Here is a 14684-nt window from a genome sequence, read left to right on the forward strand (position 1 = left end):
GGCCGGGACCGGCCTAGAACCCGCCGCCTCCGTCGAAGCCTCCGCCGCCGTCGAAGCCCCCGCCGCCGCCAAAGTCTCCCGAGCCGAAGTCGCCGGGGCTGAAGTCGGCGCCGGAGAAGTCGCCGCCCTGGAAGTCCTGGAAGTCGCCGCCGCCGTACTCGCTCGCGTACGCCGGGGTGGAGAGCATCGAGCCGAGCATGGTGCCGACCAGGAGGCCGGGGAGCATGCCGCCGCCGAAGTAGCCGCCGGCCCAGGGGCCGTAGGCCGGGCCCGCCTCCCAGTAGGGGCGTCGGCCGTCGTCGGTGTCGACGGTGCGGGCGCGTGGGTCGAGTCCGTCGTCGAGGCGGGCCGCGTCGGCGGCGCAGACCGGGACCTGGCGGGCCGAGCCGCCCGCCGGGGCCCAGGTCCGGTCCTCGGCGGCGGGGCCGTGGCGCGGGTCGAAGAAGCACGGCGGGCGCCGTTCGGGCAGCGCCCGTCCCTCGCGGCGGGCGGCGAGGACGGCGAGCGACCAGCGGCCGTCCTCCAGGGCCCGGGTGACCGGGCGTACGTCGTGCGGGCGGGTGGCGGAGCCCATGAGGGACTTCGCCTTGTCGTACGCGTCCAGGGCGCGCTCGTAGTCGCCGCGCATGGCGTCGTCGGCGCCCGCCTCGGCCGGGTGGAAGTCGAGCCGCTCCAGCTCTTCGCCGAAGGCGGTGATGTCCTCGTCCACGACCACCCGCAGCCGGTCGAGGGCGGCGCGCTCCTCGGCCTCCCGGCGGAGCCGGTTGCGGCGGGTGACGGCGTAGGCACCGGCGCCGCCCGCCACGACGACCGCGCCGAGGGTGACCAGACCGGCCACCGGCACGCCGTCGTCGCCGGCGGCCGTGCCCCACGAGGCCGGGGCCGAGCCGCGCATGGTGGGCAGTGCCTGGTCGACGAAGTTGTCCAGCTCGGTCCCGGCGTCCACGCCGGGCTGGCGCACGGCGGTCACGAGGTTGCCCACGGCGTCGCGGGACATTACGGAGGGGTCGGCGGCGGCGTTGAACCCGTCGCCCAGCCGTACGGCGTAGAGCCCGGTCACGCCGGTCTCGGTGCGCAGGTTGCGCAGCAGGTTCTCCGGCGGGAACTGTGCGTTCGCGGGCAGCACGGCCACGAAGAGCGGCTTGTCGGCGTCCTTGATCTTCTGGGCGAGGGCGGCCGCCTCGGAGGCCGGCAGCTGGTCGGCGGCGCCGGGGTCCACGTAGACCGGGCCCTGTTTCAGGGCGGCGGCCGCGTCGGAGACGCCCGTGGCCCTGGCCCCCGCGGACGGGGCCAGGACCAGGAGCAGCAGCAGGGCGAGGCCCGCGAGGGCCGACGCGAGGTGGAGCGGCCTGGTCCTCATGCCTTGACGCTACCCCCGATTGGAGCAAACCAGACATTTCGCACCACGATCGTCTGTGCCGGGCGGACCCGCGGCCTCTGTCCGAGAGGATCCGGAAGCCTGCCCGGAGACGACGGCCTCCTACTCGGCCGGGTCGATGCCGGCCCGCAGCAGTCCGTAGGTGAAGGCGTCCTCCAGGGCCTGCCAGGAGGCCGCGATGACGTTCTCGCCGACGCCGACGGTCGCCCACTCGCCGTTGCCGTCGCTGGTGGTGACCAGGACCCGGGTCGTGGACTCGGTGCCGTGGCGGCCTTCGAGGATGCGGACCTTGTAGTCGACCAGCTCGAACTTGGCGAGCGGCGGGTAGATCCGCTCCAGGGCGACCCGCATCGCCCGGTCGAGGGCGTTGACGGGGCCGTTGCCCTCGGCGGTGGCGACGATCCGCTCGCCCTTGGCCCACAGCTTCACGGTGGCCTCGTTGGCGTGGGTGCCGTCCGGGCGGTCCTCGACGATCGCGCGCCAGGACTCGGTGCGGAAGTAGCGGCGCGGCCTGCCCTCCGCCTCCTCGCGCAGCAGCAGCTCGAAGGAGGCGTCGGCGGCCTCGTACGTGTATCCCTGGAGCTCGCGCTCCTTGACCCGCTCGACCACCCGGGCGACCAGGGCGCGGTCGCCGCCCAGGTCGACGCCGAGCTCCTTGCCCTTGAGCTCGATGGAGGCGCGGCCGGCCATGTCGGAGACGAGCATCCGCATGGTGTTGCCGACCAGCTCGGGGTCGATGTGCTGGTAGAGGTCGGGGTCCACCTTGATGGCCGAGGCGTGCAGGCCCGCCTTGTGCGCGAAGGCGGAGACGCCGACGTACGGCTGGTGGGTGGACGGGGTGAGGTTGACGACCTCGGCGATGGCGTGCGAGATCCGGGTCATCTCGGCGAGGGCGCCGTCGGGGAGGACCCGCTTGCCGTACTTGAGCTCCAGGGCCGCGACGACCGGGAAGAGGTTGGCGTTGCCGACCCGCTCGCCGTAGCCGTTGGCGGTGCACTGGACGTGGGTGGCGCCGGCGTCCACGGCGGCGAGGGTGTTGGCGACGGCGCAGCCGGTGTCGTCCTGGGCGTGGATGCCGAGGCGGGCGCCGGTGTCGGCGATGACGGTGGCGACGACGGTCTGGACCTGGGCGGGGAGCATGCCGCCGTTGGTGTCGCAGAGGATGACGACGTCGGCGCCGGCCTCGTGCGCGGTGCGCACCACCGCCTTGGCGTAGCCGGGGTTCTCCTTGTAGCCGTCGAAGAAGTGCTCGCAGTCGACGAAGACGCGGCGGCCCTGGGAGCGCAGGTAGGAGACGGTGTCGCGGACCATCTCCAGGTTCTCGTCGAGGGTGGTGCGCAGCGCGAGCTCGACGTGCCGGTCGTGCGACTTGGCGACGAGGGTGATCACCGGGGCGCCGGAGTCGAGCAGCGCCTTGACCTGCGGGTCCTCGGCGGCGTTGCCGCCGGCGCGGCGGGTGGCGCCGAAGGCGACGAGCTGGGCGTTCTGGAACGCGATCTCCTGGCGGGCGCGGGCGAAGAACTCGGTGTCGCGCGGGTTGGCGCCGGGCCAGCCGCCCTCGATGAAGCCGACGCCGAAGTCGTCGAGGTGGCGTGCGATGGTCAGCTTGTCCGCGACCGTCAGGTTGATGCCCTCGCGCTGCGCGCCGTCGCGCAGCGTGGTGTCGAAGACATGGAAGCTGTCGTCGACGTGCCCGGCGCCCTGGCGCCCGCTCTCACCGTTCTCCGTGGTCATGACTGTGTTGGCTCCTGTCGGATGTGGCTCCGGAAGGTCTGGATCCACTTGCCCCCATTCTCACGCGCTGTCCGTTTCCGGCGATGGTGGGGCCGGAAAACGAAAAAGCCCCTCGCGGGTGCGAGAGGTCTGCGCGCGGGTCTGGGGCACGGTGTCCACCGCCGCGGGGGTTGGGGTCCCGCGGTCAGCGGTCACTGCGGACCGGCGCGCTGCTGCCGATAATCATGGCGGTAGCAAGCACGTCGGCAGTCTGCCACACCCGCGCGCGGCGGTGGACGCGAATCTCACGATGCGGAATCGACGGCGGCCTTGCCCGACGGTACGGGCGCGGCGGCGGCAGCCGGCTCGCCCGGGGCGGTGCGGCCGACCCTGCCGAGGTCGATGTCGCGGGTCTCGCGCATGGTGAGGTAGACGACGAGGGAGACGGCGGCGCAGCCGGCGACGTACCAGTAGTAGCCGGACTCGACGCCCGCGTCCTTGAACCACAGGGCCACGTACTCGGCCGTGCCGCCGAACAGCGCGTTGGCGATGGCGTACGGCAGGGCGACGCCGAGGGCGCGGATGCCGGTGGGGAACAGCTCGGCCTTCACGCAGGCGTTGATCGAGGTGTAGCCGGTGACGACGGCCAGGGCGAGCAGGGAGAGGCCGAGGGCCGGCCAGAAGGAACCCGCGTGCTGGAGCATCGTCATGATCGGCACGGTGAGCAGGGTGGAGCCGACCGCGAAGGTGATGAGCAGCGGGCGGCGGCCGATCCGGTCGGAGAGCCGGCCGGCCAGCGGCTGGAGGCAGGCGAAGACGATCAGCGCGCAGAAGGAGACCAGGGTCGCGGTCTGCTTGGGCAGTCCGGCGGAGTTGGAGAGGTACTTGGTGAGGTAGGTGGTGTACGTGTAGTAGGCCACCGTGCCGCCCATGGTGAGCGCGATGACGAGGAAGGCCTCCCGCTTGTGCGCCCACAGGGCCTTCACGGTGCCCTTGTCGGCGCTCGCGACGCCGGCGTCGGCGCTCTCCTCGTACACCTCCGTCTCCAGCATGGTGCGCCGCAGGTAGAAGACGACGGCCGCGCCGAGGGCGCCGACGATGAAGGGGACGCGCCAGCCCCAGCTGTGCAGGGCCTCGGCGGACATGGTCCGCTGGAGGACGATCTGCAGGCCGAGGCCGAGGATCTGGCCGGCCGTCATCGACACGTACTGGAAGCTGGAGGCGAAACCGCGGTGCTTCGGGGCGGAGGCCTCGGTGAGGTAGGTGGCGCTGGCGGCGTACTCGCCGCCGACGGAGAGGCCCTGGAGCAGGCGGGCGACGAGGAGGACGGCGGCGCCGCCGTAGCCGGCGACGGCGTAGGTGGGGGCGACGGCGATGAGCAGGGCCGAGGCGGACATCAGCGTGACGGTGAGGGTCAGGGCCGCCTTGCGGCCCTTGCGGTCACCGACCCGGCCGAGCAGCCAGCCGCCGACCGGGCGCATGAAGAAGCCGACGGCGAAGATGCCGGCGGTGTTCATGAGTTTGGCGGTGTCGTTGCCCTCGGGGAAGAACGCCCCCGCGAAGTAGGTCGCGAAGCTCGCGTAGACGAACCAGTCGAACCACTCGACCATGTTGCCGGCCGAACCGACCCAGATCTTCTTCCAGTGTTCTCGTCCCATGGCCCCGAACCGTGCCGGAGGCTGCCCTGCGGCAACAAGGGTGCACGGGACAACGATCATGTGTACTTACGTGCCTAACGGTCACGGAAGCAGGGTTTCGGCGATGAACTCCGTTACGTGCGCGAGGACTTGGTCGCGTCCGGTGCCGGGCAGCCCGACCGCGACGTGGACGCTGAAGCCGTCGAGCAGCGCCCGCATCCGGTGCGCGGTCCGGTCGGGGTCCACCGGCCGGAACTCGCCACGCGACACGCCCTCGGCGAGGATCGCGACGAGGTCGCGGTGCCAGGCGCCCTCGATGGCGGCCTGCCGGGCGCGGGCGTCGTCGTCGGCGTTCTGCGAGCGGTTCCAGACCTCGAGCCAGAGCGTCCAGTGCGGGTCGCGCGGCCCGTCGGGCACGTACACGTCGACGTATCCGTCGAGCCGCTCCCGAGCGGTCCGGGGCGCGGACAGCAGGGCGCTGCGTTCGGCCCCGAGCCGGCCCTCGCTCCACTCCAGGGTCTGCAGCAGCAGCTCGTCCTTGGTGCGGAAGTAGTAGAGCAGGTGCCCGCTGCTCATTCCGACCTGCCGCCCGAGTCCGGCCATGGTCAGCCCGTCGAGCCCGCGCTCGGCGATGGTGTCCATGGCCGCGGCGAGCACGTCCTCACGGGGCGGCGCGGCCTGGTTGCGCCGGCGCGGGTGGGCGGCGGGGGCGGGCGTCGGGGTCGGCTTCTGGGCCGGGGTCGGGGTCGGGTCGCTGCTCTGACTCACTCGTACGTTCTACAGGATGGGCCGTGGTGCGGTGACTGCCCGCCGGGCCTTCCGGGCACCCCGGCCCCGTCCGGGACGGAGCGGAGCCGGGTGCGCGCGTACCGGTCCGCTCAGACCGCCGGCTGCTGCTGGGTGATGCAGTGGATGCCGCCCCCGCCGGCGAAGATCTCGCGGGCGTCGACCAGGACCACCTCGCGCTCCGGGAAGAGGCGGCGGAAGATCTGGGCGGCGACCTCGTCGTGCGGGTCGTCGAAGGCGCAGAGGACGACGCCGCCGTTGCAGAGGTAGTGGTTGATGTACGAGTAGTCGACCCAGTCGCCCTCCTCGTCCTTGAGGACGGTCGGGGCCGGAACCTCGATGACCTCCAGGGGGCGGCCCTGGGCGTCGGTCTGGCCGCGCAGGAGGTTGACGTAGAGGCGGGAGCGCTCGTAGTCGGGGTGCAGCGGGTTCTGCTGGCTGTGGACCAGGACGGTGCCGGGGCGGGCGAAGGCGGCGACGATGTCGACGTGGCCCTGCGTGCCGAACAGGCCGTAGTCGCCGGCCAGGCCGTGCGGGAGCCAGATCGCCTTGGTGGTGCCGAGCTTCGCGTGGATCTCGGCCTCGACCTCCTGGCGGTTCCACTCGGGGTTGCGGCCGGAGCCGAGCTGCACGGTGTCGGTGAGGAGCACGGTGCCCTCGCCGTCCACGTGGATCGCGCCGCCCTCGTTCACCAGGGCGCTGCTCAGCACCGGGACGCCGGCCGCGTCCGCGACATGGCGGGCGATCTTGGAGTCGTGCTCCCAGCTGGCCCAGTCCTGGCCGCCCCAGCCGTTGAACACCCAGTCCACGGCGGCCAGTCCGCCCTGCTCGTCCGTGACGAAGGTGGGGCCGATGTCGCGCATCCAGGCGTCGTCGAGCTCGCGCTCCAGGAGCTCCGCGCCGTCGCCGAGCAGGGCGCGGGCCGAGGCGGCCTCCCCGGGGGCCACGACCACGGTGACCGGCTCGAAGCGGCGTACGGCGCGGGCCACGGATGCCCAGGCCTCGCGGGCCGCGGCCAGCTCCTCCTCGTTCGTGAAGGTGGAGTTGTGGGTGGGCCAGGCCATCCAGGTGCGCTCGTGCGGCGTCCACTCGGCGGGCATGCGGTACGTCATGGGTTCGGGTCCTAGCGGGTCAGAGGAAGTAGAGGCGGTTCAGGGAGACGGACTCGGCCGCCTCGGAGCGGATCGGCGAGCCGTCGAGCGAGACGAGGCCGGTGTGGCCGTCGACCTGGACGTCGCCGATGCGCGAGTTGAGGAGCAGGTCGGCGGGGCCGATGCCGCGGGTGCCGCGGACCGGGACGCGCCGGCGCCGGGTGGGCAGCCGGTCGCCGCCGAGGTCGATCGCGGCCTGCGCGACGAAGGCGACCGCGATGTCGGCCGCGGTGGCGCCGTGGGCGCCGAACTGCGGGCCCAGCACCAGCGGTTCGCAGGTGTCGGTGGCGGCGTTCGGATCGCCCACGACCCCGTACGCGGGGAAGCCGGACTTCAGCACCAGCTGCGGCTTGGCGCCGAAGAACTCGGGCCGCCACAGCACGATGTCGGCCAGCTTGCCGACCTCGACCGAGCCGATCTCGTGTGCGAGGCCGTGGGCGATCGCCGGGTTGATGGTGAGCTTGGCCAGATAGCGCAGGACGCGCGCGTTGTCGTCGTGCGCGCCGTCGCCCTCCATGGGCCCGAGCTCGGCCTTCATCTTCCCGGCCATGGCGAAGGTCCGGCGTACGGTCTCGCCGGCCCTTCCCATTCCCTGCGCGTCCGACGACGTGATGCCGATCGCGCCGAGGTCGTGCAGGACGTCCTCCGCGCCCATCGTCCCGGCCCTGATGCGGTCGCGCGCCATGGCGGCGTCGCCGGGCAGGTCCGTCTTCAGGTCGTGGACGGAGACGATCATGCCGTAGTGCTCGGCGACCGCGTCCCGCCCGAAGGGCAGTGTGGGGTTGGTGGAGGAGCCGATGACGTTCGGCACGCCCGCCATCTTGAGGACGTTCGGTACGTGCCCGCCGCCGCAGCCCTCGATGTGGAAGGCGTGGATGGTCCGGCCGTCGAGGACCTTGAGGGTGTCCTCGACGGAGAGGCATTCGTTCAGGCCGTCGGAGTGCAGGGCGACCTGGACGTCGTGCTCCTCGGCGACCCGCAGCGCGGTGTCGAGGGCCCGGGTGTGGGCGCCCATGTCCTCGTGGACCTTGAAGCCGGACGCGCCGCCCTCGGCGAGCGCCTCCACCAGCGGGGCCGGGTCGGAGGAGGAGCCGCGGCCGAGGAAGCCGATGTTGACCGGCCAGGCGTCGAAGGCGTTGAAGGCGTGGCGCAGGGCCCACGGCGAGTTGACGCCGACGCCCCAGACCGGGCCGAACTCCTGCCCGATGACGGTCGTGACGCCGCTGGCGAGGGAGGCCTCCATGATGCGCGGCGACAGCAGGTGGACGTGGGTGTCGACGGCTCCGGCGGTGGCGATCAGGCCCTCGCCGGAGACGATCGAGGTGCCGGTGCCGACGACGACGTCGACGCCGTCGAGGGTGTCCGGGTTGCCGGCCCGGCCGATGGCGTGGATGCGGCCCTCGCGGATGCCGATCGACACCTTGCGGATGCCCTGCACGGCGTCGAGCAGCAGGACGTTGCTGATGACCACGTCGCAGGTCTCGCGGACGGCCGCGGCCTTCAGGTGGAGTCCGTCGCGGGCCGTCTTGCCGAAGCCGGCGAGGAACTCGTCGCCGCGCCGCTGGGAGTCGGACTCGACGCGCACGACGAGTCCGGAGTCACCGAGGACCACCCGGTCACCGGCGCGCGGGCCGTGCACGGAGGCGTACTCGTAGGGGTCCATCAGCTCTCCTCCTTCGGGGTCGCGAACGGCGCCGAGGACAGGTAGTCGGGGGTGGTGCCCGCGCCGAGATAACCGCAGGCCGCGGCCCTGCGGAGGGCCTCTTCCCGCGCTCCCGGGGCGTCCAGCGGGCCGTCGACGAGGCCGGCGAAGCCGATGGCGACCCGGGCGCCGCCGATGGGCACGAGGCCGACCTCGGCCTCGCCGCCCGGGTCGAAGCGGAAGGAGGCTCCGGCCGGGATCGCGAGCCGCATGCCGTAGGCGGCGGCGCGGGCGAAGTCGAGGCGCGGATTGGCCTCGAAGAAGTGGAAGTGCGAGGTGACGCTGACCGGGACGGCGGCGGTGTTGCGGACGGTCAGGGTGAGCGCCGGGGCGGGCTCCTCGTCCGCGGGCGCGGGCAGCAGCGCGCCGGGCGCGTCCGCTCCCAGCGAGCCTCCGCCGATCGGGTCGGAGACCACGGCGAGCCGGGACCCGTCGTCGAAGACGGCCTCGACGTGCACCTCGGTGACGACGTCGGCGACACCGGGCAGCACGTCCTCGGGGCCGAGGACGGAGCGGGCCGCCTCGATCGCCTCGGCGAGTCGCTTGCCGTCGCGGGCCGCCTCGCAGACGGTGTCCGCGATGAGGGCCGTGGCCTCGGGCACGTTGAGCCGCAGGCCGCGGGCCCGCCGGGCGCGGGCGAGCTCGGCGGCACCGAAGAGCAGCAGCCGGTCGCGTTCCGTGGGGGTCAGTCGCACTTCCGTACACCTCCTGTTTGAGTGCCACTCTAAATGTTGTCGAGCCATCTTCCAAGCATTGACGTGGCCGCCGCCGATGCGTCACATTGGCAGACATTGAGTGCCGCTCTAAATTCCGGCGAACCCCCCACTCCCCCGCCCCGCCCCCACCCCAGTCCCCCGGGAGTCCCCATGGCGATAGAACAGCGCGGAGTCGACACCATCCCCGAGGTGGAACGCACCAGCGGTCCCCGCGACCTCGTCTCGATCCTGCTCGGCTCCAACCTCTGCCTCGGCGTGATCGTCTTCGGCTGGCTGCCGGTCTCCTTCGGCCTCGGCCTGTGGGCCTCGGTGACGTCCGTGGTCGCCGGCACCCTCGTCGGCATCGCCGTCACCGCCCCGCTCGCGCTGATCTCGCTGCGCACCGCCACCAACCTGTCCACCTCGTCCGGCGCCTTCTTCGGCGTGCGCGGACGGCTGGTCGGCTCGGTCGTCGGCCTGCTGCTCTCCCTCGGCTACACCGCGCTGACCCTGTGGATCGGCGGCGACGTGATGGTCGGCACGCTGGAGCGCCTGGTCGGGCTGCCCACCGGAGGCGCGGCGCACGCCGCCGTGTACGCGCTGCTCGCGGCGCTCACCGTGGTCGGCGCGGTCTACGGCTACCGGCTGCTGCTCAAGCTGAGCAAGGCCCTGGCCGTTGCCATGACCGTGCTGCTCGCGGTCGGTCTCGTCGCGTACGCGGGCGACTTCACCACCGCGGCCGTACCGGACACCCCGTACCTGCTGGGCTCGTTCTGGCCGACCTGGCTGCTCTCGGCGGTCGCCGCCGGGCTCAGCGGCCCGGTCGCCTTCATCACGCTGCTCGGCGACTACACCCGGTACGTCTCGCCGGAGAAGCACAGCCCGAAGAAGGTCTGGCGGGCCACCTGTCTCGGCCTGCTCGTCGGCCTGCTCGTGCCGCAGCTCTTCGGCACCTTCACCGCGCTCGCCGCCCGCGCCGGCACCGACTACGCCGGGCCGCTGGTCGCGGCCTCGCCCGCCTGGTACCTGGTCCCGCTGCTGATCGCCGCGACCGCCGGCTCCGTCGGCAACGCCGGACTGATGCTGTACTCGATGGGCCTCGACCTCGACGCGATCCTGCCGAAGGCCACCCGGGCCCGCGCCACCCTGGTCGTCGCGGCGGTCGCCACCGCGTTCGTCTTCCTCGGCCACTTCGCCTCGGACGCGCAGACCGCCATGACCTCCTTCGTGCTGCTGCTCACCGCGATCGGCACGCCGTGGGCGGTCATCACCCTGATCGGACACGTGCGCTGCCGCGGCGCGTACGACGCGGAGGCGCTCCAGGTCTACAACCGGCGCTCGCGCGGCGGCGTCTACTGGTTCTCGGCCGGCTGGCACCCGCGCGCCACGGTCTCCTGGGCGATCGGCGCGGCCGTGGGCCTGGCCGCCGTCTCGACCCCGCTCTACGAGGGCCCGCTGCTCGCGCTCACCGGCGGCATCGACTGCAGCTTCGTGCTGTCCGGGATCGTGGGCGGCGCGCTGTACGCGGTGCTGACGGCGGCGCCGAGGGCTGCCGCCGACGACGCGGAGGCGCCCGGGACGGTGACCGTCCCGGGCGCCCTGGTGGACTCGGAGTCGTAGCCCCGCGGACCGCGAACCGCGGACCGGGACCGCGGAGTGCGGACCGCGGAGTGCGGACCGATCCCGCGGACCGGGACCTCGGCCTGTCCGGCGATCGTGGCCGGACAGGCCGTCGTCGTCGGGGCCTGCCGCGCGTGCTACTTGCCCAGCTCGTGCATCCAGCCGTGGACGTCCTCGGCCTTGCCGGTCTGGATGCCGAGCAGCGCCTCGCGCAGCCGCATCGTGACCTCGCCGGGCTCGCCGCCCGACTGCTGCCACTCGCCGCGGGCGGACTTGACCGTGCCGACCGGGGTGATGACGGCGGCGGTGCCGCAGGCGAAGACCTCGGTGAGGGTGCCGTCGGCGGTGTCTTCCTGCCACTGGTCGATGGAGACGCGGGCCTCCTCGGCCTCGTAGCCGAGGTCGCGGGCGACCTGGAGCAGCGAGTCGCGGGTGATGCCCTCGAGGATGGAGCCGCTGAGGACCGGGGTGACGATCTTGTTGCCGTACACGAAGTACAGGTTCATGCCGCCGAGTTCCTCGACCCACTTGTGCTCGACCGCGTCGAGGTAGCAGACCTGGTCGCAGCCCTTCTCCGCCGCCTCGGCCTGCGCGAGCAGGGAGGCCGCGTAGTTGCCGCCGGTCTTGGCGTCGCCCATGCCGCCGGGGACGGCGCGGACGCGGTCCTCGGAGGCCCAGATGGAGACGGGCTTGACGCCGCCCGGGAAGTACGGGCCGGCCGGCGAGGCGATGACGACGAAGAGGTACTCGTTGGCCGGGCGGACGCCGAGGCCGACCTCGGTGGCGATCATGAACGGGCGCAGGTAGAGCGAGGCCTCGCCGCCGTGCTCCGGGACCCAGGCCTGGTCCTGGCGGACCAGGGCGTCACAGGCCTCGATGAAGGTCTCGACCGGAAGCTCGGGCATGCCGAGCCGGTGGGCGGAGCGCTGGAAGCGGCGGGCGTTGGCGTCGGGGCGGAAGCTGGCGACGGAGCCGTCGGGGCGGCGGTAGGCCTTCAGGCCCTCGAAGATCTCCTGGGCGTAGTGCAGGACGTTGGTCGCCGGGTCGAGGGAGAGCGGGCCGTACGGCACGAGCTGGCCGTCGTGCCAGCCGCGGCCCTCGGTCCAGCGGACGGTGACCATGTGGTCGGTGAAGTGGCGGCCGAATCCCGGGTTGGCCAGGATCGCCTCGCGCTCCGCGTCGGACAGCGGGCTGGAGGAGGGCTTGAGCTCGATGGTGGGCGTCGTCATGAGTGCTTGTCCTTCACCGGTTGTGTGGGTCGGACCGCGCTCACGCCGCTCCGCAGTCTCGCAAGCACTGCTAGGACGTCCGAGCTTTACCGCATGCCGCGGCCCCACGTTCGATTATCGCGCGTGGGGGCCGGTGCACGAAACGGTGTGTACGCGGTCCGGGGTTCGATGGTGGCACCCCGCGACCGCACAGGTACAGCCGCCGGGTGCGAGGTGCGACCCGGCGGCTGGGTGAGATGGTCAGCGGCGGGTCAGCTCGCTACGCGTACCGCGAGCGCGTCGCCGATCTCCTCGGTGCTGCGGACCGCGTCGCCGCGCTCGGTGAGGTCGGCGGCGACGGCCTCCTCGATCCGGGCGGCCTCGGCCTCGTAGCCGAGGTGGCGCAGCAGGAGGGCGACGGAGAGGACGGTGGCCGTCGGGTCGGCCTTGCCCTGCCCGGCGATGTCCGGCGCGGAGCCGTGGACCGGCTCGAACATCGACGGGAACGCGCCGGTCGGGTTGATGTTGCCCGAGGCGGCGACGCCGATGCCGCCGGAGACGGCCGCGGCGAGGTCGGTGATGATGTCGCCGAACAGGTTGTCGGTGACGATGACGTCGAAACGGGCCGGGTCGGTGACGAGGAAGATCGTCGCGGCGTCGACGTGCAGGTAGTCGGTCGTGACCTCGGGGAACTCGGCCGCGACCTTCTGGAAGATGTTCGTCCACAGGTGACCCGCGAAGGTCAGCACGTTGTTCTTGTGGACCAGCGTCAGCTTCTTGCGGGGGCGGGCCTGGGCGCGGGCGAAGGCGTCCCGGACCACGCGCTCGACACCGAAGGCGGTGTTGACCGAGACCTCGGTGGCGACCTCGTGCTCGGTGCCCTTGCGGATGGTGCCGCCGTTGCCGGTGTACGGGCCCTCGGTGCCCTCGCGGACGACGACGAAGTCGATCTCGGGCTGGCCGGCGAGCGGGGTCGCGACGCCGGGGAGCAGCTTCGAGGGGCGCAGGTTGACGTGGTGGTCGAACGCGAAGCGCAGCTTCAGGAGGAAGCCCCGCTCCAGGACGCCGGACGGGACCGACGGGTCGCCGATCGCGCCGAGCAGGATCGCGTCGTGCTGCTTGAGGGCGTCGAGGTCGGCGTCGGTGAGGGTCTCACCGGTGGCGTGGTAGCGCCGGGCGCCGAAGTCGTACTCCTTCGTCTCCAGCTTCACGTCCTGGGGAAGGGCGGCCGCGAGGACCTTGAGGCCCTGGGCCACGACCTCCTGGCCGATGCCGTCGCCGGGAATGACTGCGAGATTGATGCTGTGAGACATGTCGGCACCCTACTCTTCGTCCCATCGTCTGACACGCTCCGTCCACCATGTGGACGAACGGACGGCCGCGCGACGGAGCGGTGGCGGCGCCCGCGCGGGCGGGCACCCGGCCGACGCCCGCCGAGGGCCGGGTCAGTGACCGGTCGAGCCGCCGTTGTCGCGGCGGTCGAGGGCGCGCTGGAGGGCGGCGGCGGCGTTCTTGCGGGCCTCGTCGGCCGAGTGGGCGGCGGCGTGGCGGACGCGGCGGGTGGTCTGAGCGGCCATGGGGGATCGACTCCTCGAGATCCGTGCTCCGGACGTGCGGGTGCGGAGCGGCATGGTGATCGAAGGCGCCGGAAGGGGGCGGGGAGCGCCGCCGCAGGGGTTGCCTGCCTGGGGGCGTCGCGCTCGCGTCCGCCTGCGCTCGATGGAGCGGGACGTTCGGCTCCTACAAAGCTAGGCGAGAACCCCGCATCTGTCTCCACAATTACTCGGACTTCCTACTATCTGAGACGGCGATCAGTCCGCCCGGCCGCGCAGCTCGCGGATCAGCGCCCGGACGGCGAGGGATTTCGCCAGCTCAGGGGTGGTGACATAGCCGACCGAGCGGGTCGGGCGGTCCGGTCCGAGATCGGTGATCTCCACCGAGGACGGTGCTCCGGTCAGGGACAGTTCCGGCATCACGGCCATGCCGAAACCACTGCTCACCATCGAGAGCACCGCTCCGTCGTCCTCGGCCTCCACCGTGGCGGCCGGCAGCCACTCCTGGGCGGCCCACCACTCCCGGGTGTACGAGCTGCAGTTCTCCACCCAGTCGACCAGGGGCAGCGAGCGCGGCGCCGGATGCCCGGCCGGGTGGACCAGCGCGTACCCCTCCTCAAGGAGGACGCCGCCGACCAGTCCGGGCGGCACGGGCGAGGTGGTGCCGATGGTCGCGATGCCGAGGTCAGCCCGCCCGTCGAGGACCTCGCCCGCCGTGCCGCGTCCCACCTCCCGGACGATCCGTACCTCGGGCGCGAGCTCCGGATGACGGGCCGTCAGGCGCCCCAGGGCGCCCGGCAGCAGATGCAGGGCCGCGCTGCGGAAGGCCGCGATCCGCAGCGGCCCGGCGACGACCCCGCTCCCGCCGCCCTCGCCCCCACCGGTGGCGGCGCCCCGCACCTCCGCCGCCATCACGTCCAGCAGCCGCAGCACCCTCCGGGCGTACGCGAGCGCCCGCTCGCCGGCCGCCGTCGGCACGGCCCCGGTGCGGCCCCGCACGAAGAGGACGGCACCCAGCCTGCGTTCGCTCGCGCGGACGGAGTGGGACACGGCGGACTGCGTCATGCCGAGCGCGGCCGCGGCGGCGGAGAAGCCGCCCTCGCGTCCCACGGCGAGCAGCACACGCAGTTCACGCGGCGCCGGGTACGAGCGTTCGGGGTCGGTCATCTCGGCTCTCACCTCGGACTATGAGCAGGATCGATGGATCGGCCAGTGGCCATCGACGCACCCTACTGCCCGGC

The 14684-nt window shown here is 72.7% G+C and carries 12 protein-coding genes; 1 reads left to right on the forward strand and 11 read right to left on the reverse strand.

The annotated features are described in order from the left end of the window. Positions 1 to 13 precede the first annotated feature (13 nt). From ESG85_RS12620 to ureA, 7 genes are all read right to left on the reverse strand, one after another. Entirely contained in the window at positions 14 to 1360 is a 1347-nt protein-coding gene (locus tag ESG85_RS12620; protein WP_128978558.1) for a hypothetical protein, read from the reverse strand. Between the two features lie 120 nt (positions 1361 to 1480). Next, a complete protein-coding gene (gene cimA, locus ESG85_RS12625) occupies positions 1481 to 3112 on the reverse strand; it encodes a citramalate synthase (protein ID WP_128978560.1) in 1632 nt (543 codons plus the stop codon). A gap of 284 nt (positions 3113 to 3396) precedes the next feature. Beyond that, a complete protein-coding gene (locus ESG85_RS12630; protein WP_128978562.1) occupies positions 3397 to 4749 on the reverse strand; it encodes an MFS transporter in 1353 nt (450 codons plus the stop codon). 81 nt (positions 4750 to 4830) lie between these two features. Further along, complete coding sequence (locus ESG85_RS12635; protein ID WP_246094968.1) at positions 4831 to 5370, reverse strand: TetR/AcrR family transcriptional regulator; 540 nt, start codon at positions 5368 to 5370, stop codon at positions 4831 to 4833. Between the two features lie 236 nt (positions 5371 to 5606). After that, on the reverse strand, positions 5607 to 6626 hold the full coding sequence (locus ESG85_RS12640) for an agmatine deiminase family protein (RefSeq protein WP_128978564.1): 1020 nt from the start codon (positions 6624 to 6626) through the stop codon (positions 5607 to 5609). Between the two features lie 19 nt (positions 6627 to 6645). After that, positions 6646 to 8328 carry an urease subunit alpha gene (locus tag ESG85_RS12645; RefSeq protein WP_128978566.1) on the reverse strand — a complete coding sequence of 561 codons (1683 nt, stop codon included), beginning with the start codon at positions 8326 to 8328 and terminating at the stop codon, positions 6646 to 6648. Then, positions 8328 to 9062 (reverse strand): urease subunit gamma, encoded by a 735-nt coding sequence (gene ureA, locus ESG85_RS12650; protein WP_128978568.1) that lies wholly within the window; start codon positions 9060 to 9062, stop codon positions 8328 to 8330. The genes ESG85_RS12645 and ureA overlap by 1 nt, the downstream gene beginning before the upstream one ends. Before the next feature lie 171 nt (positions 9063 to 9233). Here ureA and ESG85_RS12655 point away from each other — a divergent pair, with 171 nt between their 5' ends. After that, positions 9234 to 10682 carry a cytosine permease gene (locus ESG85_RS12655; protein WP_128978570.1) on the forward strand — a complete coding sequence of 483 codons (1449 nt, stop codon included), beginning with the start codon at positions 9234 to 9236 and terminating at the stop codon, positions 10680 to 10682. Positions 10683 to 10819: 137 nt separating this feature from the next. On the opposite strand, the gene ESG85_RS12660 is transcribed toward ESG85_RS12655, so the two are convergent. The 4 genes from ESG85_RS12660 to ESG85_RS12670 form a co-directional block, all read right to left on the reverse strand. Continuing rightward, on the reverse strand, positions 10820 to 11911 hold the full coding sequence (locus ESG85_RS12660) for a branched-chain amino acid aminotransferase (protein ID WP_128978572.1): 1092 nt from the start codon (positions 11909 to 11911) through the stop codon (positions 10820 to 10822). 251 nt (positions 11912 to 12162) lie between these two features. Then, entirely contained in the window at positions 12163 to 13203 is a 1041-nt protein-coding gene (locus ESG85_RS12665) for a 3-isopropylmalate dehydrogenase (protein ID WP_128978574.1), read from the reverse strand. A gap of 132 nt (positions 13204 to 13335) precedes the next feature. Next, entirely contained in the window at positions 13336 to 13467 is a 132-nt protein-coding gene (locus ESG85_RS36605) for a hypothetical protein (protein WP_281288032.1), read from the reverse strand. Between the two features lie 234 nt (positions 13468 to 13701). After that, positions 13702 to 14610 carry a LysR family transcriptional regulator gene (locus tag ESG85_RS12670; RefSeq protein ID WP_128978576.1) on the reverse strand — a complete coding sequence of 303 codons (909 nt, stop codon included), beginning with the start codon at positions 14608 to 14610 and terminating at the stop codon, positions 13702 to 13704. Positions 14611 to 14684 lie beyond the last annotated feature (74 nt).

It is taken from the genome of Streptomyces roseicoloratus (genome assembly GCF_004117935.1).
Taxonomy (GTDB): Bacteria; Actinomycetota; Actinomycetes; order Streptomycetales; family Streptomycetaceae; genus Streptomyces; species Streptomyces roseicoloratus.